The 22,975-nt window shown below is 42.3% G+C and carries 23 protein-coding genes; 18 read left to right on the top strand and 5 right to left on the bottom strand.

What is annotated here, in order from left to right; all coding sequences use genetic code 11:
* Positions 1 to 6: 6 nt before the first annotated feature.
* The 4 genes from recF to dnaA all read right to left on the bottom strand — a co-directional run bounded on the left by recF (position 7) and on the right by dnaA (position 4,296).
* Complete coding sequence (gene recF / locus ACIGG7_RS19050) at positions 7 to 1,125, bottom strand: DNA replication/repair protein RecF (RefSeq protein WP_397550663.1); 1,119 nt, start codon at positions 1,123 to 1,125, stop codon at positions 7 to 9.
* Positions 1,126 to 1,142: 17 nt separating this feature from the next.
* Entirely contained in the window at positions 1,143 to 1,361 is a 219-nt protein-coding gene (gene yaaA / locus ACIGG7_RS19045; RefSeq protein ID WP_098351355.1) for a S4 domain-containing protein YaaA, read from the bottom strand.
* Between the two features lie 248 nt (positions 1,362 to 1,609).
* On the bottom strand, positions 1,610 to 2,746 hold the full coding sequence (gene dnaN, locus ACIGG7_RS19040) for a DNA polymerase III subunit beta (RefSeq protein ID WP_224944454.1): 1,137 nt from the start codon (positions 2,744 to 2,746) through the stop codon (positions 1,610 to 1,612).
* Between the two features lie 206 nt (positions 2,747 to 2,952).
* Complete coding sequence (gene dnaA, locus ACIGG7_RS19035) at positions 2,953 to 4,296, bottom strand: chromosomal replication initiator protein DnaA (protein WP_224944451.1); 1,344 nt, start codon at positions 4,294 to 4,296, stop codon at positions 2,953 to 2,955.
* Positions 4,297 to 5,176: 880 nt separating this feature from the next.
* On the opposite strand from dnaA, the gene rpmH reads away from it, so the two are divergent.
* From rpmH to ACIGG7_RS18980, 11 genes are all read left to right on the top strand, one after another.
* On the top strand, positions 5,177 to 5,311 hold the full coding sequence (gene rpmH / locus ACIGG7_RS19030) for a 50S ribosomal protein L34 (protein ID WP_034764748.1): 135 nt from the start codon (positions 5,177 to 5,179) through the stop codon (positions 5,309 to 5,311).
* Positions 5,312 to 5,476: 165 nt separating this feature from the next.
* The gene (rnpA, locus tag ACIGG7_RS19025) at positions 5,477 to 5,851 is read left to right on the top strand and encodes a ribonuclease P protein component (RefSeq protein ID WP_224944448.1); all 375 of its coding nucleotides are present in this window, start codon (positions 5,477 to 5,479) and stop codon (positions 5,849 to 5,851) included.
* A 142-nt stretch (positions 5,852 to 5,993) separates the two neighbouring features.
* On the top strand, positions 5,994 to 6,782 hold the full coding sequence (gene spoIIIJ / locus ACIGG7_RS19020) for a YidC family membrane integrase SpoIIIJ (protein ID WP_397550662.1): 789 nt from the start codon (positions 5,994 to 5,996) through the stop codon (positions 6,780 to 6,782).
* A complete protein-coding gene (gene jag, locus ACIGG7_RS19015) occupies positions 6,779 to 7,396 on the top strand; it encodes an RNA-binding cell elongation regulator Jag/EloR (RefSeq protein ID WP_224944443.1) in 618 nt (205 codons plus the stop codon). Before spoIIIJ ends, jag begins: the two co-directional genes overlap by 4 nt.
* 462 nt (positions 7,397 to 7,858) lie before the next feature.
* Complete coding sequence (gene mnmE, locus ACIGG7_RS19010; RefSeq protein ID WP_397550661.1) at positions 7,859 to 9,244, top strand: tRNA uridine-5-carboxymethylaminomethyl(34) synthesis GTPase MnmE; 1,386 nt, start codon at positions 7,859 to 7,861, stop codon at positions 9,242 to 9,244.
* A gap of 50 nt (positions 9,245 to 9,294) precedes the next feature.
* The gene (gene mnmG, locus ACIGG7_RS19005; protein ID WP_224944439.1) at positions 9,295 to 11,187 is read left to right on the top strand and encodes a tRNA uridine-5-carboxymethylaminomethyl(34) synthesis enzyme MnmG; all 1,893 of its coding nucleotides are present in this window, start codon (positions 9,295 to 9,297) and stop codon (positions 11,185 to 11,187) included.
* Positions 11,188 to 11,208: 21 nt separating this feature from the next.
* Complete coding sequence (gene rsmG / locus ACIGG7_RS19000) at positions 11,209 to 11,925, top strand: 16S rRNA (guanine(527)-N(7))-methyltransferase RsmG (RefSeq protein ID WP_397550660.1); 717 nt, start codon at positions 11,209 to 11,211, stop codon at positions 11,923 to 11,925.
* 116 nt (positions 11,926 to 12,041) lie between these two features.
* The gene (noc, locus tag ACIGG7_RS18995) at positions 12,042 to 12,905 is read left to right on the top strand and encodes a nucleoid occlusion protein (RefSeq protein WP_224944435.1); all 864 of its coding nucleotides are present in this window, start codon (positions 12,042 to 12,044) and stop codon (positions 12,903 to 12,905) included.
* 200 nt (positions 12,906 to 13,105) lie between these two features.
* Positions 13,106 to 13,867 (top strand): ParA family protein, encoded by a 762-nt coding sequence (locus ACIGG7_RS18990; RefSeq protein ID WP_224944433.1) that lies wholly within the window; start codon positions 13,106 to 13,108, stop codon positions 13,865 to 13,867.
* Positions 13,860 to 14,699 carry a ParB/RepB/Spo0J family partition protein gene (locus ACIGG7_RS18985; RefSeq protein ID WP_397550659.1) on the top strand — a complete coding sequence of 280 codons (840 nt, stop codon included), beginning with the start codon at positions 13,860 to 13,862 and terminating at the stop codon, positions 14,697 to 14,699. The genes ACIGG7_RS18990 and ACIGG7_RS18985 overlap by 8 nt, the downstream gene beginning before the upstream one ends.
* A gap of 116 nt (positions 14,700 to 14,815) precedes the next feature.
* Positions 14,816 to 15,529 carry a DUF554 domain-containing protein gene (locus ACIGG7_RS18980; RefSeq protein ID WP_224944428.1) on the top strand — a complete coding sequence of 238 codons (714 nt, stop codon included), beginning with the start codon at positions 14,816 to 14,818 and terminating at the stop codon, positions 15,527 to 15,529.
* Between the two features lie 38 nt (positions 15,530 to 15,567).
* On the opposite strand, the gene yyaC is transcribed toward ACIGG7_RS18980, so the two are convergent.
* Entirely contained in the window at positions 15,568 to 16,188 is a 621-nt protein-coding gene (yyaC, locus tag ACIGG7_RS18975) for a spore protease YyaC (RefSeq protein ID WP_397550658.1), read from the bottom strand.
* Positions 16,189 to 16,528: 340 nt separating this feature from the next.
* On the opposite strand from yyaC, the gene ACIGG7_RS18970 reads away from it, so the two are divergent.
* The 7 genes from ACIGG7_RS18970 to ACIGG7_RS18940 all read left to right on the top strand — a co-directional run bounded on the left by ACIGG7_RS18970 (position 16,529) and on the right by ACIGG7_RS18940 (position 22,773).
* Entirely contained in the window at positions 16,529 to 17,383 is an 855-nt protein-coding gene (locus ACIGG7_RS18970) for a mechanosensitive ion channel family protein (protein WP_397550672.1), read from the top strand.
* Between the two features lie 13 nt (positions 17,384 to 17,396).
* Positions 17,397 to 17,597 carry a DUF951 domain-containing protein gene (locus ACIGG7_RS18965; protein ID WP_224944419.1) on the top strand — a complete coding sequence of 67 codons (201 nt, stop codon included), beginning with the start codon at positions 17,397 to 17,399 and terminating at the stop codon, positions 17,595 to 17,597.
* 250 nt (positions 17,598 to 17,847) lie between these two features.
* Positions 17,848 to 18,948: a redox-regulated ATPase YchF gene (gene ychF / locus ACIGG7_RS18960; RefSeq protein WP_224944416.1), complete on the top strand. Its 1,101-nt coding sequence runs from the start codon at positions 17,848 to 17,850 to the stop codon at positions 18,946 to 18,948.
* Positions 18,949 to 19,409: 461 nt separating this feature from the next.
* Positions 19,410 to 19,697 (top strand): 30S ribosomal protein S6, encoded by a 288-nt coding sequence (rpsF, locus tag ACIGG7_RS18955; RefSeq protein ID WP_224944413.1) that lies wholly within the window; start codon positions 19,410 to 19,412, stop codon positions 19,695 to 19,697.
* A 78-nt stretch (positions 19,698 to 19,775) separates the two neighbouring features.
* On the top strand, positions 19,776 to 20,288 hold the full coding sequence (gene ssb / locus ACIGG7_RS18950) for a single-stranded DNA-binding protein (RefSeq protein ID WP_044340263.1): 513 nt from the start codon (positions 19,776 to 19,778) through the stop codon (positions 20,286 to 20,288).
* A 41-nt stretch (positions 20,289 to 20,329) separates the two neighbouring features.
* Positions 20,330 to 20,566: a 30S ribosomal protein S18 gene (gene rpsR, locus ACIGG7_RS18945; RefSeq protein ID WP_034764780.1), complete on the top strand. Its 237-nt coding sequence runs from the start codon at positions 20,330 to 20,332 to the stop codon at positions 20,564 to 20,566.
* Positions 20,567 to 20,718: 152 nt separating this feature from the next.
* Entirely contained in the window at positions 20,719 to 22,773 is a 2,055-nt protein-coding gene (locus tag ACIGG7_RS18940) for a methyl-accepting chemotaxis protein (RefSeq protein WP_397550657.1), read from the top strand.
* Positions 22,774 to 22,975: the final 202 nt, after the last annotated feature.

Below are 22,975 nucleotides of genomic sequence, written 5' to 3'. Positions count from 1 at the left end.
AACACCTCATTTCAATCTTTTCATTGATCCGGCTTCCACTTCGAACGTCGTCGCCTCGTTTAAGGTTTGATGATCGATACCATCCACATTCGTCGTGGTCACGAAGGTTTGAACTTTTCCCTGGATGGTATTTAATAAGTGGGACTGACGATAATCATCTAATTCGGATAAGACATCATCCAGAAGTAAGATGGGATATTCTTTAATTTCAGAGTGAATCAGCTCGATTTCTGCAAGCTTTACAGAGAGGGCTGTTGTCCGTTGCTGCCCTTGGGAACCAAATGTTTGTACATCTCGCCCATTCACAATGAATTGAAGATCATCCCGATGCGGTCCGACCAGAGTCACACCGCGATCTATTTCCCGCTCCCGTATATCCTTGAATTTCTGCTCATATATATCTACCATTTTTGACCATTCTTGATTATCTGATACATCCAATGACGGTTTATATACGATTTCCAACGTTTCAAGGTTTCTCGAAATCCCTGAATGAATCGGTTTAGCCCAGCTTTCCAGCAGCTGGACGAATTCAAATCGTTTCTTCGTAATTTTCACTGCCATTTCGATGAACTGCTCCGTCAAGACATCAAGCATGGTCTGGTCTTTTTGTTTCCTCGTTTGCAACTGTTTTAAATAATGGTTTCGTTGCTGTAATATTTTTTGATAAAGGCTTATATCATGTAAATAAACAGGAGAAACCTGACCGATTTCCATATCGATAAACCGACGCCTCACTTGTGGGCTCCCTTTTACCAAATGGAGATCTTCAGGTGCAAACATAACAACATTCATATTCCCGACATATTGACTCAATTTAGATTGTTCAAGGTGATTGCTTTTTGCTTTTTTTCCTTTTTTCGATAGGACCAGCTCCAAAGGCAACGCACCATTATATTTTTGAATCCTACCTTTTATTTTAGCATATTCCTGATCCCAACATATTAAATCTTTATCATTCGAGGTCCGATGGGATTTAGCCATTGCCAGGACGTAAATCGACTCCATGATATTCGTCTTTCCCTGGGCATTCTCTCCAAGGATCACATTTACCTTATTTTCGAAAGTCACGTCGATCGACTCGTAATTCCGGTAGTTTCTTAATTCCAATTGTTCAATGTACATGGACATAACACCCTTTGTTATTCTCCGGCAACAACAAAGACCCCTACTTCAGGAATTTCAACTTTGTCACCAATCGTGAGTTTTCTTCCTCTTCTTTGGTCTTGCTCCCCGTTTATGTATACTTCATATTCACTTAAGAACCATTTCGCCATACCGCCGGACTGTATCACTTCAGCAAGCTTGAGGAATTGTCCCAATGTGATGATTTCTGTTTCGATGGTGATCTCTTTCGCCACTAAAATCACTACTTTCCGTATAAAGTCTCTAATATCTTATTTTACTCTAAATAGAGTCAAGTCACAACTAACGAAAAATGGAGAAAATAGTCGTAGTTGATTTCCGCTGCAGATGGTCGCTTTCCGAGGAGTTTCATCTGCCCACCTTCTCCTTCTGGAAGTAGAATATCTGCACCGAAAATGGTTGGTTGCCAAAATAAAAAAAGCCAACACCTTAACTTTTTTTAAGGTGTTGGCTTTTGGGATTCCTAGTACGTCCTTACCGGAAGGATCAACTGAAGAATGGAATCATCGTGAAGAGGCTTCAATACGAATGGTCTCATGGCTCCAGTGAAGTTCACATAGATTTCCGTTCCTTCAATGGCTTTCAATGCGTCCATCATATACTTCGCGCTAAAGGAAATCTTCAGTTCTTCTCCCTCGATGGATTGACTTTGAACCTGCTCGATGACCTTACCGATTTCCGGTGTATTTGAGGAGATCTCAATGATCCCGCCATCAAGTGTCGAAAGCTTCACGACGTTGTTTCGTCCTTCTCTTGCAAGGAGGGATGCACGATCGATCGCTTGTAAAAATTCTTTCGTATTCAAGGTCAATTCTGTTTTCGTATCAGATGGGATCAACCGACTGGTATCAGGATAGTTCCCTTCTAACAATCTGGAGAAGAATAACAGATGCTTCGCTTTGAATAGGACCTGGTTTTCTGTAATGACGATTTCTACTGGCTCATCCGTATCGTCCAGGATTTTATTCAACTCGTTTAAGCTCTTCCCTGGAATCACAATATTGTAAGAAGCATCGTGATTTGTCTCAATCGGGGCTTTTCTCATGGCCAGCCTGTGACTATCTGTTGCAATACAGCTCAACTCCCCGTTATCAATCTGACAGTTTACACCTGTCAAGATGGGGCGTGTTTCTGAGGTGGACACTGCGAATACCGTTTGTCTGATCATCGTCTTTAGAAGATCTGTTGAAACCTTAATGCCGTTTCCTTCTTCGATTTGAGGCAGATGTGGGTATTCTTCCGGATCCAAACCGTTTAAATTAAATTCAGCCTGTCCAGAACGGATAACAGTCTGGAAGTGATTTTGAACTTCGATTTCAACCGTATCTTTAGGTAATTTTTTTACGATTTCACTAAAGAACTTAGCTTGGAGAACAATTCCCCCTGCTTCCATGATCTCAACGATTTCTGAACCTTCTTCTTCATTCGGTATAAAAGACTCGATGGAAATATCAGAGTCACTTCCCGTTAATGTGACACCATCCTCTGTAGCGATGATCTTGATCCCTGTCAGAATGGGAATCGTTGTTCTGGATGTTACAGCTTTCATGACATCTTGGACACTTTGCACAAGATGGTCCCTTTGAATAACAAATTTCATGATTTATTCCTCCAATTTGCACATAATTTTATGGACTGAATCATATACTAATAATTTATTTAAAAAATAGTAAAAGAAGTAGTAGGGCCTGTTGATATGTGGATAAGTGTGTGAATCGAACGTAAACACAGCCTATCCACATGTGGACAGACTGTGTGCTAGTATGACTCGGTTATTCACATTATCCAATTTGATTGTGTGTAAAATCAGCCCTTTAAAGACTCACGAATTTCTTTCAACTGCTGCTGAAGAAGTGCATCATTTCCAAGTAATGTACTAATTTTCTCATGGGCATGAATGACGGTGGTGTGATCTCGTCCGCCAAATTCTTCCCCGATCTTAGGGAGTGAAGAATCCGTCATTTCCCTTGATAAGTACATAGCGATCTGTCTTGGGAACGCAATCGATTTTGTTCGTTTTTTTGCTTTAAAGTCCTCTAGCTTCACATTGAAGTGCTCACCAACGACACGCTGGATTTCCTGGATGGTAATAGTCCTTGGCTTCGAGCTCGGAATGATATCCTTCAACGCCTCAGCCGCTAAATCAGCATTGATGTCTTTATTTATGAGAGATGAGTAAGCGACGACACGAATCAACGCGCCCTCTAACTCACGAATATTGGAATCGATTTGATTAGCTATATAAAGCATGGCTTCGTTAGGGATATCCAGCCCTTCAGCCTTTGCTTTTTTTCGTAAAATGGCAATTCTCGTCTCGAGGTCCGGAGGTGTGATATCTGTAATCAATCCCCACTCAAACCGTGAACGAAGTCTATCTTCAAGTGTCGGAATCTCTTTTGGTGGCCGATCACTGGAAATGACAATTTGTTTGCTTTCTTCATGTAAGGTATTAAAAGTATGGAAAAATTCCTCTTGCGTTTGTTCTTTTCCAGCTAAAAATTGAATGTCATCAATTAATAAAACATCGACATTACGATATTTATTACGGAAATCAACCGCTTTATTGTCACGAATGGAGTTGATGAATTCATTTGTGAATTTTTCAGACGATAAGTAAACCACTTTCGCAGCGGGATTATGCTCCAATACATAATGACCGATGGCATGCATTAAGTGGGTTTTTCCGAGTCCGACTCCCCCATAAATAAATAAGGGGTTATACGCTTTAGCAGGTGCTTCAGCCACTGCTAAAGAAGCAGCATGGGCGAACCGGTTGCCCGAACCGATAACAAACGTGTCGAAAGTATATTTAGCGTTCAACATATTTTGATTGAGATCCTGCTGATCGTCATCTTTCATCGACTTTGGAGGAATTTGAATATCAAACTCTTCCGGCTCCTGGTTTTGGGGAATGATAAATTTAACGACTAGCTCTTCACCCGTAATATCATATAAAACCCCGGAAATTAACTGGGAGTAGCGACCTTCCAACCAATCTCTCGCAAATTCATTTGGAGCAGTAATCACAAGGGTGTCCCCTTGAATGGAATGGGCCTTAGTGGATTTTAACCAAGTATCAAAACTGGGTTTACTGATTTTTTTTTCGATATTTTCTAAGGCCTTGCTCCAAAGATCCCCGATATTCTCCAATCCTGGTCCCTCCTTTTCTTGTTTTTGTATAACTTCTGTACAACCATTTCATACTGTACATTACTTTAACACTCGTCATTTTATAAAAATACAATGCAGTGAATGTGGAAAATATATATAATAAGGAAAGAAAATGGGTTTTCGACAATATCCACCACTTGTGGACAATGTTTTACAAACCCTCTGTATAAGTTACCCACATGATATCCACATTTTGTGGATAAGTTATTTACGTAAACCTAGTTATCAAGAGTGAAAACACAATAATCATATCAAAATATCCTTAGCGGTGCAATGCTTTTTAAATTTTATCCACAACCCCCATCCCTTGTGGAATCGAATTGTCCACAACCCAATAACTTGTGAAAAAGTTGTCAGTATGTGCTGTGGATAATTTAAAACAGTGTCGAATCCTATCCACAGGCAGGCTGAATAAAAAAATCGGATAGGATTTGTAGAGGGGAAATGATGATTTCTAAATTAAGATGTTCTCGGAGGAACCTCTCGATCTGAGGGAATCTTTCAAACAAAAAAGTTAAATGGTTGAAAAGGTAGATTTTTACGTTGAAGGGGTTTAAAAAAGATAAAGGAAAGATTTATTTTTCTATTCAATAAAGAACGTAATCGACATATTATTAGATGAGTTAAAAAAATAGCTCGACAGCTTGATGGCAAAAGGAGGCTCACCGCCAGCCCCGCGGAAAGCGAGCACCTGCAGCGGAAATCAACCACCACTGGCTCTTAGCAAATGATAAAAGAGGGATTAAGCAACACTTAAAAAGAAAAATAATCTGAGTGTTGACTTTTTATGGGTACCGTCTTTATAATAGTGAGGAATGTCTTTAACTTTTTAAAGATATCCTTCAGGGAGGTGTCATAGATGAAAAGAACGTTTCAACCAAATAACCGCAAAAGAAAAAAGAATCACGGTTTCCGTGCACGCATGAGCTCTAAAAACGGACGCAATGTTTTAGCTCGCCGTCGCAGCAAAGGAAGAAAAGTATTATCTGCCTAGACCACTGAACTGACTCAGTGGTCTTTTTTTTCCTTTCTATTACGTGATAAAATGATCAGGGTCGTCCATATGTCGGATTAGAAGAGAAAATACTTATAATTTCAAACGAATGAGCCGATAATGTCGAGGTTAGACGAAGACAAAAATGAAAAATAGGTGTGGTCCATGCGGAAAGAGCAAAGAGTGAAGAAAAACAAAGAGTTCCAGGAAATATTTAAAAAGGGAACGTCCGTTGCGAATCGTCAATTCGTCTTGTATCTATTAAAGAAGGAAGAGCCCCAGCCATTTCGAATCGGAATTTCCGTCAGTAAGAAGATCGGGAATGCCGTTTGCCGGAATCAAATCAAGCGCTATGTGAGGCAGGCTTTCTTAGAATTACAAGAAGAGGTTCACGATCAGTACGATTATCTTATCATCGCCAGAAAACCGGCGGCCGAAATGAATTTCCATGAGGTGAAGGGGAGTCTCACCCATGTATTAAAAAGAGGAAAAGTATTGAAAAGGTCTTCTTATGGCAAATATGATAGGAAGAAGTCATAACATTTTGAGAGAATGACAGGTTTCGTCATCACAATCAAATGAAAAGATGTTACAATACGAGGGATTGTACTTTTTTTAGTACGGGATGATGGTGCTTGTTTATTAATTTACATGAAAGATATTAGTTGGGAGGAAATGTAGGGTGAAAAAGAGAATAATAGCCCTGGTGGGAATCATTGGGCTAATGGCTATTTTATCAGGATGTACGGATTACAATAAGCCGATTACATCTGAAAGTAGCGGAATCTGGAATGAATATATTGTCTATCCTTTATCACAATTGATTACGATGGTTGCAGAATTTATGGGCGGATCCTATGGATTGGCGATTGTAATTGTTACGTTGCTTATTCGTACGGCCATTCTGCCATTGATGATTAAACAAACGAAAAATTCAAAAGCCATGCAGGCATTGCAGCCTGAAATGAAGAAGCTTCGTGAAAAATATAGCTCAAAAGATGCACAAACTCAGCAAAAACTTCAACAAGAAACGATGGCTTTATTCCAAAATCACGGGGTGAATCCGTTAGCAGGATGTTTCCCATTGATCGTTCAAATGCCGATCTTAATTGGTTTCTACCATGCGATCGTCAGAACACAGGAAATCAAAGCACATAACTTTTTATGGTTCGATCTGGGCAACCCCGATCCGTTCTATATCTTACCATTAGTAGCAGGTTTAACAACGTTTATCCAACAAAAACTCATGATGGCAGGTACAGCGAATCAAAATCCACAAATGGCGATGATGCTTTATATCATGCCGGTCATGATCATCATTTTTGCGATTAACTTCCCTGCAGCTCTATCCCTTTACTGGGTAGTCGGAAATCTATTTATGATCGCTCAGACTTACTTCGTTAAAGGACCTGAGATCAAAGAAGCGCAAGCAGCTAAAGCTGGTGGGAATTCGGGAGGAAAGAAAAAGTGAGAGAAGTAGAAGCGACTGGTCAAACGGTGGAAGAAGCCATTGAATCAGCCTTGTCTCAACTGAATATCACCAAAGAAGATGCAGAAATTGACGTCATTGATCAAGGTAAAAAAGGGTTATTCGGATTGTTCGGTGGAAGACCGGCAATCGTAAACGTGAAGAAAGCGGTTGATCCGGTAAGTGAAGCCAAAGAATTTCTTTTATCTGTTGCTCGTGAAATGGGCGTAGATGCGACCATTGAAGTAAAGCAGGATGGAAGAGATGTAGAGTTCAATATTTCCGGAGAAAAAATGGCGCTCTTAATCGGGAAAAGGGGACAAACGTTGAATGCCCTTCAACATTTGTCTCAGCTGGTTGCCAACCGGGTCTCAGGTCAGTTCATCACCATTCTGCTTGATGCGGAGAACTACCGGGAGAGACGGAAGCAAACGCTGACAACCCTTGCAGAACGTTTAGCAGAAAAGGCACTGCGCACAAATCGTTCCGTTTCACTAGAACCGATGCCTTCTTATGAGCGGAAAGTGATTCACACGGCTTTAGTGGATTCGAAAAGGGTCGATACCCACTCAGAGGGCCGAGAACCTAATCGATATATTGTCATTGCACCTAAATAATAATAGACGATTCCTTTTAAGGGGATCGTCTTTTTTTGTTGGTTTGGCGTGGTGGTTGGCGAAAGTTGTCATATTTTGCGGAATGGAAGATATATTGAAATTTTGGCAGATAAAACGAAAATCCGGCAGAAAAAATGAAAAAACGGCAGATAAATCAAATATTTGGCAGACACCATCAAACATACTATTTCCCTCTAAACGCTACTTTCCAACTAATTCATTCACTCCACCCTTACCACCACCCGCCTATTCTTATTTTCATCCCCGTTTATTGTTATTCACATGTGGATAAGTTAAAATAATAGAGATGAGAAATGATTTATGTGGATAACATTGGCGATGAACAAAGGGTTTCCTTTCTTTAGTATTAATACGGATTGTGATATTCTAATAATTTGGGGAAACTTTGCTTTCTACTATACATTTATATAAATAGATCAGCGATAAGAGAGGTGAACGAAAGTGGAGTTTGATACAATTGCAGCCATATCCACTCCAATGGGAGAGGGAGCGATCGCCATCGTCCGTTTGAGCGGTGATCAGGCATTTGATATCGGTGATAAAGTCTTTAAGGGAATGAAAGGGAGCTCCATGAAGGAATTTGCTTCCCATACAATTCATTATGGACATATTATTGATCCTGACACCGGGCAAGTGGTGGAAGAAGTGATGGTGTCTGTCATGAAAGGGCCAAAGACATTCACCCGTGAGGACATTATCGAAATCAACTGTCACGGAGGGCTCGTGTCGGTGAATAAAGTTTTGCAGCTTGTATTGAAGAACGGGGCAAGACTTGCAGAACCGGGTGAATTTACGAAGCGGGCATTCCTGAATGGCCGGATCGATCTCTCCCAGGCAGAGGCCGTTATGGATCTCATTCGGGCGAAAACGGATCGGGCCATGAATGTAGCTCTCAACCAAATGGAAGGACGCCTTTCCAATTTGATCCGAAAGCTACGTCAGGAAATTCTTGAAACACTCGCCCATGTGGAAGTGAATATCGATTATCCGGAGTATGATGATGTGGAAGAAATGACGCATCATGTACTTCTGGAGAAATCCAGACGAGTCCGGGATGAAATAGACAAATTGATCCTTACATCAGAACAAGGGAAGATTTTAAGAGAAGGGCTATCGACGGTCATCATCGGCCGGCCGAATGTAGGAAAGTCCTCCCTTCTGAACAGTCTTGTTCATGAAAACAAAGCCATTGTAACGGATATTCCCGGCACAACGCGTGATGTGATCGAGGAATACGTCAACGTAAGGGGTGTTCCATTGCGTCTGGTTGACACGGCGGGGATCCGCGAAACAGAAGACATCGTTGAACGGATTGGTGTGGAACGCTCGAGACAAGTACTGAAGGAAGCGGATTTAATCCTGCTTGTACTGAATTATGCAGATGAATTAACCTTTGAGGATGAGCAGTTATTTGAAGCGGTGAAGGGAATGGATGTCATTGTCATCGTGAACAAAACTGACCTGCCTCAAAAGATTGATATAGATAAAGTCAGGAAACTTTCTGAAAATCATCAGCTGGTGACGACCGCTTTACTGGAAGAACAGGGAATTGATGAACTGGAAGAAGCGATTTCTTCTTTGTTCTTTGCAGGTTCCATTGAAGGGGGGGATATGACGTATGTATCCAATAGTCGTCATATCGCCCTGCTGAATCAAGCATCACTCGCGATCAATGAAGCTATCGACGGTGTGGAAATGGGAACGCCGATTGATATTGCTCAGATTGATCTGACGAGAACATGGGAGCTATTAGGTGAAATCATCGGTGATAGTGTCCATGAAAGCTTGATTGATCAGCTGTTTTCTCAATTTTGTTTAGGGAAGTAAATACTATTATAATGTGGACTTTAGGTCCTACAAGGAGGAAATAACAAACCATGCAATATGACGCAGGGCAATATGATGTCATTGTCATTGGTGCTGGCCATGCCGGTGTAGAAGCGGGACTTGCTTCGGCACGCATGGGAGCTAAAACGTTAATGGTCACCATTAACTTGGATATGGTCGCCTTTATGCCGTGTAACCCATCGGTTGGTGGACCGGCGAAAGGAATCGTTGTAAGGGAAATCGACGCTCTCGGTGGAGAGATGGGTCGTAATATAGATAAAACGCATATCCAAATGCGGATGTTGAATACAGGAAAAGGCCCAGCTGTCCGGGCGTTAAGGGCACAGGCCGATAAGTTCCTTTATCAGCATGAAATGAAACGGACGATCGAAAATGAACCGAACATGACCTTGCTTCAGGGAATGGTAGAGGAATTGATCGTTGAGGATGATGAGTGTAAAGGTGTCGTCACGATGACAGGAGCTGCCTACCGTGCCAAAACAGTCGTCATCACGACGGGTACATTCCTTCGTGGAGAAATCATTCTTGGAGATCTGAAATATTCAAGCGGTCCGAATAACCAACAGCCTTCTATCAGACTGTCTGATCACTTACATGAGCTCGGATTCGATACGGTGCGTTTTAAAACAGGGACACCGCCACGTGTCAATAGTTCGACGATCGATTATTCGAAAACGGAAATCCAGCCTGGTGATGATGTTCCACGTGCATTCAGCTATGAAACGACAAAATACATCACGGATCAACTCCCTTGCTGGCTGACGTATACGAACGAACACACTCATCAATTAATCGATGATAACCTTCATCGTTCACCTATGTATTCAGGTATGATCAAGGGTACGGGACCGCGTTACTGTCCTTCAATAGAAGATAAAGTCGTGCGTTTCCACGACAAGCCGCGTCACCAGATTTTCCTGGAGCCTGAAGGGAAAAATACTCAGGAAGTATATGTTCAAGGGTTGTCGACAAGTCTTCCAGAAGATGTACAGCAAAAAATCCTTCAGACCATCCCGGGACTTGAAAAAGTACAAATGATGCGTGCCGGATATGCGATCGAGTATGATTCAATCGTACCGACACAATTATGGCCGACTCTTGAAACGAAAAAAATCAAGAACCTCTATACAGCTGGACAAATCAACGGGACATCTGGGTATGAAGAAGCAGCTGGTCAAGGTTTGATGGCCGGAATCAATGCCGCTTGCCGTGCCCTGGATAAAGAAGAGGTCATCTTAAGCCGTTCCGATGCTTATATCGGAGTACTGATCGATGACCTGGTCACAAAAGGGACGAACGAACCGTATCGTCTTCTGACTTCACGTGCTGAATACCGCTTGTTACTTCGTCATGATAATGCCGATCTTCGCTTAACAGATATCGGGCATCGAATTGGATTGATTTCTGATGAGAGGTATGATCGATTCTCTGCGAAGAAAGAAGCGATTTCTACCGAGAAGAAGCGTCTTGAAGCCACCCGCATCAAGCCGACTGAGGAAACGCAGGAAATCATCCGCAGTGCAGGTGGAAGTGAGTTGAAAGACGGGATTCTGGCTGCTGATCTCCTGAAGCGTCCTGAGATGAATTACAGTCATATCAAGGCACTCGTTCCAAGTGAATTCGAGCTTGATCCCGACGTAGAGGAACAAGTGGAAATCCAGGTGAAATACGAGGGCTATATTGAAAAATCCCTTCAACAAGTCGATAAAATGAAGAAGATGGAAAACAAACGAATTCCTGAGAACATTGATTACAGTGCAATCAGCGGTTTAGCTTCTGAAGCAAGACAGAAATTGATCGAGGTGCAGCCTCTTTCTCTTGCGCAGGCATCCCGCATTTCAGGTGTGAACCCTGCAGACGTATCCATCTTGATGGTCTACATTGAACAGGGGAAAATCGCCAAGGTATCCGGTGATCAATAGAAGTAAAGGAAGGATCATTTCATGAACGTAAATGAATTTCAATCAAAGCTCGAGGAGAAGGGAATTTCCCTTTCTTCTGAGCAGTTACATCAGTTTGAACGCTATTATGAATTGCTGGTTGAGTGGAATGAAAAGATGAATCTGACGGCGATCACCGAAAAGGAAGATGTGTATTTAAAGCATTTTTACGACTCGGTCAGTGCAGCCTTTTACGTCGATTTCAATGAAGTTCAATCCCTTTGTGATGTAGGGGCGGGTGCCGGTTTTCCAAGTATACCGATTAAAATATGCTTCCCGCACTTACATATTTCGATTGTTGATTCATTGAATAAGCGCATCACATTTTTAAATCACTTATCCGATGAGTTGGGACTTGAAAACACGAATTTTTATCATGACCGTGCCGAAACATTTGGGAAAAATAAGGCTCATCGAGAAAAGTATGATATGGTTACAGCAAGAGCCGTAGCAAGAATGTCCGTCTTAAGTGAATTATGCCTTCCACTGGTGAAAAAGGGGGGTTCCTTTGTCGCCATGAAAGCTTCCAATGTGAACGAAGAACTGTCGAACGCGAAGAAAGCCATTGGAACGCTTGGAGGACAAACGGATAAAATGTATTCCTTCGTTCTTCCCGAAGAGGAAAGCGAGCGGAATATCGTGAAAATCAACAAAGTGAAAGAAACGCCTAACAAATATCCCAGAAAACCTGGGACACCCAATAAATTACCGTTAGAATAAATGGTCAACTTCCTGCCTTTAAAGTACCTGGTATAAAAGGCTCTTATCAGAGGCAGGAAATTGACATATTTTAGAGAATATTAATTAAGGGAGTTTCTTAAAGGTGGTGTAGGAAGATGAAGCATCCTTTCTCTCGTTTTTTTGGCCTAGGTGAAAAGGAGCAAGATGTTGAATCTGAAGAGTCAAATGTAGTGGAAGAAGATCGAGATGAAGTGAGGAAAATACCCGTCTCACAAATCACCCCGAACCGATTCCAACCAAGGACTGTGTTTAATGATGAAAAAATAGAAGAGTTATCAAGAACCATTCACACGCATGGTATTATCCAGCCGATCGTGGTGAGGCAATATGGTGATGACCAGTTTGAAATCATTGCGGGAGAACGACGTTACAGAGCCGTACAAAAGCTTGGCTGGGAAACCGTACCGGCAATTGTAAAGAATCTGAATGATACAGAAACAGCTTCTGTTGCATTAATAGAGAACTTACAAAGAGAAGAGCTCTCTCCTATAGAAGAGGCAATCGCGTATGGGAAACTGTTGGAATTACATGATCTTACCCAAGAAGCCCTTGCTCAACGCTTAGGAAAAGGACAATCAACCGTGGCGAACAAGCTTCGTCTCCTAAAGCTTCCAGAAGAAATTCAATCAGCCTTATTAGATAAACAAATCACTGAACGTCACGCCAGGGCTTTGATTCCTCTGAAGAATCCGGAAAAGCAAATCCAGCTCCTTCAAGAAATCATTGAAAAGAACTTGAATGTCAAGCAGACGGAAGACCGGGTTGTGAAGATGCAGGAAGGTACGAATCAAAAGCCGAAGCCTAAACGCAAGGCATTCAGCAAGGATATGAGAATTGCAGTGAATACAATCCGGCAATCCCTTTCCATGGTGTCCGATAGCGGAATCAATCTCGACTCTGAAGAAGAAGAGCACGAGGAATTCTATCAATTTACCATTCGTATCCCGAAAAAAAAATAGACTGATAGACTAAAAGTGAGAAACAGATCGGATCGGTTTCTCACTTTTTTGGTGTGAAATGACGAGATCTTTCCTATTTATGGATATGGCCGTGTTTTTTGAAAAATTGACAGACAATTATCAAGGGGTTTTGGTAGAATAGAAGAATACTGTGAAAAAAATAAAGTCAATTATAGGAAGTCAAAAGGTAGGTGACAACCTTGGGCAGAATTGTAGCCGTTACAAATCAAAAGGGAGGAGTGGGTAAGACCACGACATCCGTTAATTTGGGGGCTTGTTTAGCTTATATAGGGAAAAAGGTTTTACTTGTAGATATCGATCCTCAAGGAAATGCCACCAGTGGTGTAGGCGTTGAAAAAGGGGATGTCCAGCATTGTATTTATGATGTGTTAGTGGACGATGTAGATGTTAATGACACGATTAAGCAATCGAAAGTTGAGAATTTATCGATTGTCCCTGCAACCATTTCACTTGCTGGAGCGGAAATTGAATTGGTTCCGACCATATCCCGGGAAGTACGTCTGAAGAAAGCGCTTGAGAAGGTAAAAGAAGAATTCGATTATATTATTATCGACTGTCCCCCATCATTAGGACTTCTTACCATCAATGCGCTTACCGCATCTGATGCCGTTGTCATACCGGTACAGTGCGAATATTACGCGCTCGAGGGGTTGAGTCAGTTGTTAAGCACGGTTCGTTTAGTGCAGAAGCACTTGAATCATGATCTCATGATCGATGGAGTATTGCTAACCATGCTGGATGCCAGAACGAATCTTGGGATCCAGGTCATTGAAGAGGTTAAAAAGTATTTTCAAGATAAAGTGTATCGCACGATTATCCCACGTAACGTTCGTTTAAGTGAAGCACCCAGTCATGGTGAACCGATCATCATTTATGATGCGAAATCCAGGGGGGCAGAAGTTTATTTAGAACTGGCAAAGGAAGTGGTGGCGAATGGCTAAAGGTTTAGGAAAGGGTATCAATGCTCTCTTCACTAATATGCAGACAACTCAAAATGAAGAATCCGTCCAGGAAGTGAGCCTGAAGGAAATAAGGCCGAATCCCTATCAGCCACGGAAAATCTTTGAGCCTCAGGCAATCGAAGAGTTAAAAGAATCAATCCTGGAACACGGGATCCTTCAACCAATCATTGTCCGTAAATCCATCAAGGGATATGAAATCGTGGTTGGTGAACGTCGGTATCGTGCAGCGACTGCTGCTAAATTAGACACTGTTCCAGTCGTGATCCGTGAGTTGAACGAACAACAAATGATGGAACTTGCCGTCTTGGAGAACCTCCAACGAGAGGATTTGACTCCGATCGAAGAGGGAGCGGCTTATCAAATGCTCATGGATAAATTGAAGCTTACTCAGGAAGAGTTGGCCAAGCGATTAGGAAAGAGCAGGCCTCATATTGCAAACCATATCCGGTTGCTTTCCCTGCCTTCCCCCATTCAGGAACTTATTTCTGAAGGTAAGCTCTCGATGGGACACGGACGTGCCCTTCTTGGATTGAAAAATAAAAAGAATCTATCAACCATTGTGAATCGAATATTGAAAGAATCGCTGAACGTTAGACAATTAGAGAAAATCATTCAGGAATTGAATGAGAATGTTCCACGTGAAACAAAGAAGACCGAACGAAAAGACGTCTTTATACAAGAACAGGAATCTCTCCTTCGTGAACGCTTCGGTACGACAGTAACGATTAAACAATCGAAGAAAAAAGGAAAAATAGAATTGGAATTCTTCTCGAAGGAAGACTTGGATCGAATATTGGAATTACTGCAATAAGAGTAATGTGAATGGACTGACTTAGATGGTAGATACGATGCCGTCAAAGCCAGTCCTCTTCCATATCGTACATAGAACACACTATTCTTCGGGAAATAATCATAAGGGGAAACGTCATGGTACTTTTAGGAACGCTAGTAAATGGAGTGTGTATTATCATCGGAACCCTATTAGGGAAGATCCTGCACCGCATACCCGAAGATATGAAGGGAACCGTCATGAAAGCGATTGGACTTGCCGTGATCGTTCTTGGCTTACAGATGGGGCTGAAAAGTGAAAACTTTCTCATTGTCATCATCAGTCTTGCACTTGGAGCTGCCTGGGGAGAATGGATGAAGCTTGAGGACAGGCTTAATGCTTTAGGGAACTGGTTGGAGAAGAAGCTTGGCAGCAAGAAAGAAACATCCATTTCTCAAGGTTTTGTAACGGCCACATTGATTTTTGTCATCGGGGCAATGGCCGTGATCGGTGCGTTGGACAGTGGTATCAGGGGAGACCATGATGTTCTTTTGACGAAGTCGATCATTGATGGATTCACTTCTCTGATTTTAACGACGACACTGGGGATCGGTGTCATGTTCTCGGCTATCCCCGTCGTTCTTTATCAGGGATTTATTGCCCTATTTGCTACGCAAATTCATCAGTGGGTGCCACAGGAACTAATGGATGCCTACATTGTCGAAATGACATCAACGGGTGGCATCATGATATTTGCTATTGGACTCAATCTCCTCGGAGTAGCAAAAATAAGAGTCGCCAATTTACTTCCTGGCATCATCGTAGTGGGAATGGTGGTCGGAATCATACACGCTTATCAGTTGTATATGTAATCATAAAAGGAGATGACGAAATGCGTCATCTCCTTTCTTTATTTCTGTAGTTCTCCCCGCCATTTTTCAATGCTTACGGCATTTCTCCGTTCCACTGAATCACCTGCGAGCACAATTGCTTCAGCGATCGTCTTGGCCATTTTCATAACAAGATTCAAACGCGTATTTTGTAGAACAAAGAATTCCATGAATCCGCTGACGTTCACAATCCCGGTCAGATGAATCTCGCCGACCTCGGGTAATTCTTTATTGACTCCGGCACCCGGTTTCAAAGGACCCTCGCTCAACTGAATGGCCCCTACACTCTTTAAACGTCCGAGACAGGCATCTACTCCAATGATAAAGGGGTTGGTATGTTCAGCTGCAATTTCCTTGAGCTTCTCTTCTAGGTTCACGGCGTGTATCGGATCATCCAATGTCCCGTATACATGGAACGGCTTAATATCCCGTTCCTCTACCAATGTACCGACCAATGGACCTAATGAATCCCCTGTCGAGCGGTCAGTGCCGATACAGACAAACACGATGGGCCTTGTACGATAATAAGTGGGAAGCATCGACGACAATTGAACGGAAAGATCCTGTGCCGCGCGCTCTTCCTGATGAAGGACTCTAAAAGGTTCAGATCTTCGTTCAAATAATCCTTTTTTCAGATTCATCGCTTCCACTCCTTTGCATGTGTTATAGAGGATGGATGACGTTGTGTCGCCGGCCCCTTAAATCACAGTCGGATTTTATAGTACTATCAGTATACGGACGATTTCTTTTTTTCATACATAAGATGGTCCGATTTTTCAGAAAATAAAAATTTCCCTACAAACTATCTATTATGAGGTTATATCTACACAAGGAGAGGGAAAGTTGATAAAATAAGGAATACTTCTTATTGAATGATAAGTGGAGGTTCGGTAAATGAGTGCGAATACCAAAGATGCTGTAGATGAAACCCTTAAGAATATTAAAGATAGTGACGCAGCAAAAAAACTTATAGATAATGAAATGTGGCTTGCCCTGGGTACAGGTGCTTTGAAAATTATTGCGATCATGGCGATTACATACCTTGCGCTAAGGGTGGGGAGATCAGCTATCCGAAACGTATTCAAAGTACGTTCACGTTCCCCGCTTAAGTTCACTGAACGTCGGGAAGCAACATTATCCAAACTATTAGAGAATGTATTGACTTATGTGATTTATTTCATCAGTTTAATGACGATTTTGTCGACTCTGGACATTGATGTGAAAGGGCTTATCGCCGGTGCAGGGATTGTCGGTCTAGCCGTCGGTTTTGGAGCGCAGAACCTGGTCCGTGATATCATCACCGGCTTCTTTATTATTTTCGAAGATCAATTTTCAGTCGGCGACTATGTTCGCATTGGTTCTGCAGAGGGAAATGTAGAAGAAATCGGTCTTCGTACGACAAAGATCAAAAGTTGGACAGGGGAACTTCATATCTTCCCTAATGGGAACATTACGGAAGTAACCAATTTCTCCGTCCATAACAGTATTGCTGTCGTAGATGTCAGTATTGCCTATGAGGAGAATATTGAAGAAGCAGAAAAAGTAATGGAGGAGCTTCTCCTTTCCCTGCCGCAAAAATATGAAGATCTAGTGAATCCACCTGAGCTGTTGGGGGTTCAGACCCTTGGAGCATCCGATGTCGTCATCCGGATCGTCGCTGAAACGGTTCCGATGAGACATTGGTATATGGCGAGGATGATCAGGAAAGAAGTGAAACTTTGCCTGGATGCTCATGGTATTGAGATTCCATTCCCTCGTATGGTGATGTATTCACGCAAGGATGAAGAAGAGATTCATCCCCAGGAAGAGAAACAAAGAAGACTTGAAAGCGAATGAGGAGGAATAGGTAGTGGAGCCAAAGACATTCTCTTTAAATGATATTGTCGAAATGAAAAAGCCTCATCCATGTGGTACAAACCGCTGGAAAGTGATCCGTATGGGGATGGATATTCGCATCAAATGTGTAGGGTGCGGGCACAGTGTCATGATCCCCAGAAAAGATTTTGCGAAAAAAATGAAAAAAGTCATTTCTAGCGGTGAAGAAGAATAAGTATTTCTTTTTTACCCATAATTCTTTTGGCCTAATCCATCTTCCGGTGGAAATAGCGTCTTCTGAGAGCATTCAGTCGTTTTCAAATGATTGAGTGCTTTTTTTGTGCCGTATTTCCTGTCTTGCCCCATAAGCTTCACTTGTCTTTTGTCTCTATTATCTCTATAATTGTGAAAGGTTCGACCGTTTATATGTTTTTTGATCTTACAGGATTTTTAATAGATAAGAATAATGATGAGGAGTGACCCAAATGGCATTAACAGCTGGTATTGTTGGACTACCTAACGTAGGAAAGTCCACTCTATTTAACGCAATTACAAAAGCAGGTGCGGAATCTGCCAACTACCCTTTCTGTACCATTGATCCAAACGTAGGAATCGTAGAGGTTCCCGATCACCGTTTAGATAAACTAACAGAGTTAGTAGATCCGAAGAAGACCGTACCGACGGCTTTTGAATTCACCGATATTGCCGGAATTGTAAAAGGTGCAAGTAAAGGAGAAGGATTAGGGAATAAATTCCTATCCCATATCCGTCAAGTGGATGCAATCTGTCAGGTTGTCCGTTGTTTCGCGGATGACAACATCACACACGTGTCCGGTAAAGTTGATCCGATTGCTGATATCGAAGTCATCAATCTGGAATTGATCCTGGCTGATCTTGAGACTGTTGATAAGCGCATCGCCAGAGTTCAGAAAATGGCGAAGCAAAAAGACAAGGAAGCTGTATTTGAATATGATATCCTTGTGAAAATCAAAGAAGCGTTGGAAGCCGAGCAGCCTGCCCGTACAGTGGAGTTCTCCGATGAACAGATGAAGCTCGTGAAACAGCTTCACCTTCTGACTTCCAAGCCTGTATTATATGTGGCGAACGTAAGTGAAGACGAAATCGCGGATCCTTCTGACAACGAATATGTTCAGAAAGTACGCGAATTTGCAAAAGAAGACAACGCTGAAGTGATTGTCGTCTGTGCCAAAATCGAATCTGAGATCGCCGAGCTTGATGATGAAGAAAAGGCGATGTTCCTGCAGGAATTAGGAATCGAAGAATCTGGTCTGGATCAGCTGATCCGCGCTACTTACTCTCTATTAGGACTTGCTACTTACTTCACAGCAGGTGTCCAAGAGGTTCGCGCCTGGACATTCCGTGAAGGAATGAAAGCTCCTCAATGCGCAGGAGTCATCCACACCGACTTCGAACGCGGATTCATCCGTGCAGAAACGGTATCTTACGAAGACCTGGTAGCAGCCGGAACAATGGGTGCAGCCCGTGAAGCAGGTAAAGTTCGTCTCGAAGGAAAAGAATATCTCGTCAAAGACGGAGATATCATTCACTTCCGTTTTAATGTGTAAGTTTATCTAAAACTTCCTTTTGTAATGTCACTATTTTAGTGTAGATAAAATAGTGTTGACTGCTGAAAGAGGATGGTTGGGCTGTAGATGAGTAATAACGAGAATAGATGAGAGTTTAAACGGTACTCCTCTCACACTTATCAGTTGATTGGAACGGAAGGTGCTCGACTCCTGCGGGAAATGCGGGAAAGTTGAGACCCCGCAGGGCAAAGCCCGAGGAGGCTCAACTCACGCCCCGCGGAAAGCGAGCACCTGGAGTGGAAATCAACCAGCACTCGCTTTGTTATAAGCAGCAAAGTTTACTCTAAAAAAGACTAGAATCAGATTCTAGTCTTTTTTTTACGTCTTATTGCAATAATAGATATCCTATGCTATAATTTTATTTCGTGAGTAATGAACGCATTGCTCCTTGTTCTTTCGTAAAGAAAGGACCGCATAGACCACGAGGAGGTGACATTCAGATGAGAAAGTACGAAGTTATGTACATTGTCCGCCCAAACATTGACGATGAGTCAAAGAAGGCAGTAGTTGAGCGTTTCGATAACGTTCTATCAACTAACGGTGCGGAAATCATCGAGTCAAAAGATTGGGGTAAACGTCGTTTAGCGTATGAAATCAACGATTTTCGCGATGGTTTCTATCAACTAGTTAAGATGAACGCTACTTCTGATGCAGTTAACGAATTCGATCGTTTAGCTAAAATCAGCGATGATATTATCCGTCATATCGTTGTTAAAGAAGAAGAATAATCCGAACGTTTTTTAAGATATACACTTCTACAGCTGTTTCACGTGAAACAGTAAACTAGAAGGAAGGGGTTGATTCTGATGATGAACCGAGTTGTATTAGTAGGGCGTTTAACCAAAGACCCTGAATTAAAATATACTCCAAGTGGAGTGGCTGTTGCTTCGTTCACACTGGCTGTCAATCGTAGTTTTACGAATCAATCAGGAGAACGGGAAGCAGATTTTATTAACTGCGTTGTATGGCGTCGCCCTGCAGAGAATGTAGCAAACTTTCTTAAAAAAGGCAGCTTAGCTGGCGTTGACGGTCGTATTCAAACTCGTAATTTCGAAGGACAGGATGGACGTCGTGTGTTTATGACGGAAGTCGTAGCAGAAAGCGTTCAGTTCTTAGAACCGCGTAGTGCGAACCAAGGCGATCGTGGAGGAAGTCCGGGCTATTCGGGTGGAGGTCAACGTGACCAAGGAAATCCGTATAGTCAGAATCAGAATCAACAGCGCAACAACAATAACAACAACTATACACGTGTAGATGAAGATCCATTCGCGAATGACGGTCAGCCGATCGACATTTCCGATGATGATCTTCCATTCTAAACGAACGATAACAAAACCTAACAAGATAGGAGGCGAAACAAATGGCAGGAGGACGTAGAGGTGGACGTAGACGTCGTAAGGTGTGCTACTTCACAGCAAACGGAATTACACATATCGATTTCAAAGATGTTGATCTTCTTAAGAAATTCGTATCTGAGCGTGGAAAGATCCTTCCACGTCGTGTAACTGGAACTAACGCTAAGTACCAACGTAAGTTGACTCGTGCGATCAAACGCGCTCGTACAATGGCATTACTTCCATATGTTACTGGTGAATAAGATCATCGGTCCAAGCAGCAGAGACTTGTCTCTGCTGCTTTTTATTATGTCTAAAACCCTGCGAATTTCCTCCAACCTATAAAGAATTGAAGAAAAATGTCGATGATTAAGTGTGTACATAGATGTTTTTTGTAGGAAAAGGGGGAAATCAGGTGAAGAAAATCAAAAACAAAAAAGAGCGTAAAAAAAGATTTATCTTATCATCGATTAGAATGAAGCTTATCGTCATCATTTCCATTTTATTTATGGTTTCATTGGCTGCCATCATTTCCATCACCAGCTGGCAGACGAGAATGAAAACGGAAGATGAAGTCATCAGTCAGACTCAAGGGATTGTAGGAGAGCTTAACAATTCCGTACAGTTGTTCCTCGGGCAGTACGAAAAGAGTATCGATCAATATTCGATTTCCAACTCTTTGAAGGATTACGCCAAAGCACAGATGCAAACCGAAAAGGGTGCAGATGATACGGAGCTGTATGCAAATATTCAGTCCGACTTTGACAATTATCTAAGTTTATATGAAGAAGCTACCTCCATCTACTTCGCTTCACCGAATAAGAAGTTAAAAATCGTCCCTTCTGTCTCGTTACCGAGCGACTTTGATCCAACCAGCAGGGATTGGTATAAAAATGCTGCAGAAGCAAGGGCGGGCGTTGTATGGAGTGAACCATATGTAGACACGGCAACGGAGGAATACATCATTACGGCTTCAAGGGCCATAGTCTCTGAGAACAAAGTGGTCGGTGTACTTGGTGTTGATATCAACTTGTCGAAACTGACCGATAGAGTATCCAAGATGGAGATCGGATATAATGGTTACCCGTTCTTAATCGGTCTTGACGGTACAGCCATCGTCCATCCAACCAAGCGCGGCGAGAATCTATCTACATTCCCTTTCATCAGTAAAATGCTGAAATCAGAAAAAGATTCCGACACAATCCGTTATGAATTGGAAGGCGATAAGAAAGTATTAGTATACACTACGGTGCCAAAGACGAATTGGAAAGTGGGATCCGCTTATAATATGGAGGATCTTATCCAATCTTCGAAAGACATTGAACGTCTACTTCTGATTACAGCGCTTATTGCACTGGTCATCATGCTGATATTGGTAGTCATCATAGCGAATATGATGACAAAACCGATTAAGGAACTGCAAAAGACGGTCACGAACGTTTCGTCCGGTGATTTATCCATTCAATCTACCATAAAGACGAAAGATGAAACGGGATTATTGGCGCTGGATTTAAATAAGATGATCATGAATATGAAAGATACGATCAAGGTCGTTCAGGGTTCCATTTATAATGTTAGGGAATCTGCCGAAGGATTGAGTGCAGTGTCGGAGGAGACGAATGCCTCAAGTGAAGAGATGGCAAGGGCAGTGAATGAAATTGCCAGCGGTGCTTCCCAGTCAGCTGCCGACTCTGATCGAGCGCATCTTCAAACCGAGCACCTTGGAAGAAGAATTGATGGGGTTTATGAAAAGTCCAAAGCCATGTCTGAGCTGGCAGGTAAAGCAGATGATATGAACCAGTCCGGAATGAATCAGGTAAAAGAATTAAAAAATGCCTATCATTCTTCCAGTGAGTACATTTCTTCCATGGAAAATGTCATCCTTAGCCTGGAAGCAAAAGTAAAAACGATTGAGTCAGTGATGGGCACGATAACGGAAATCTCTTCTCAGACCAATCTCCTTGCTCTGAATGCCAGCATAGAAGCTGCACGGGCCGGAGAACACGGCAAAGGGTTCGCTGTAGTGGCTGAAGAAGTGCGCAAGCTTGCAGATCAATCTGTTAAAGCAACCGAAGAGGTAAAACGTACAATTGTTGAAATCCAGCAAGGGTCTCACCAGGCGGTGGATGAAATGGTCAAGACGAAAGAAACATTCGAGGTCCAAAACGATGTGATTCAAAAAACGAACACTGTGTTCGATCAAACCTCACAATTAATGAAAACCATGCAGCGTGAGATTGAGAATATGTACAACGAAGTGGGCCAAATCAACCTTGAAAAGGATGAAGTGGTCAACGTGATCCAAATGATGGCGGCTACAGCTGAACAAACAGCGGCTTCCTGCGAGGAAATGAGTGCTTCGACAGAAGAACAGGTAAGGGCTGTCCAATCCGTTACAGAAGCGGCTGAGCGTCTGACGGACTTAAGCCAGGAGCTTCAAGCATCGATTGAACGGTTTAAAATTTCATAATCTGCGTTAGAGGGTGGCCCTGACACATAGCCATTCTTTATCTACTACGTATACACCTTTTTAGAGTGAGTGCATACTAGAGTAGATGAAGAAATGTTGCATGTTGAGAGGGTTTCCCTCTTTTTTTGTCATGATGTGGTGGTTTCATACTTTGGGACAAGTTTAATGGGAAGTGACAGAAGTTTGTCGAAAGTTTCATTCA

Source organism: Rossellomorea sp. NPDC077527, from assembly GCF_044542955.1.
Taxonomy (GTDB): Bacteria; Bacillota; Bacilli; order Bacillales; family Bacillaceae_B; genus Rossellomorea; species Rossellomorea aquimaris_E.
Note: the sequence above shows the minus strand (reverse complement) of the source record. Positions and strands in the feature narration are given on the sequence as shown.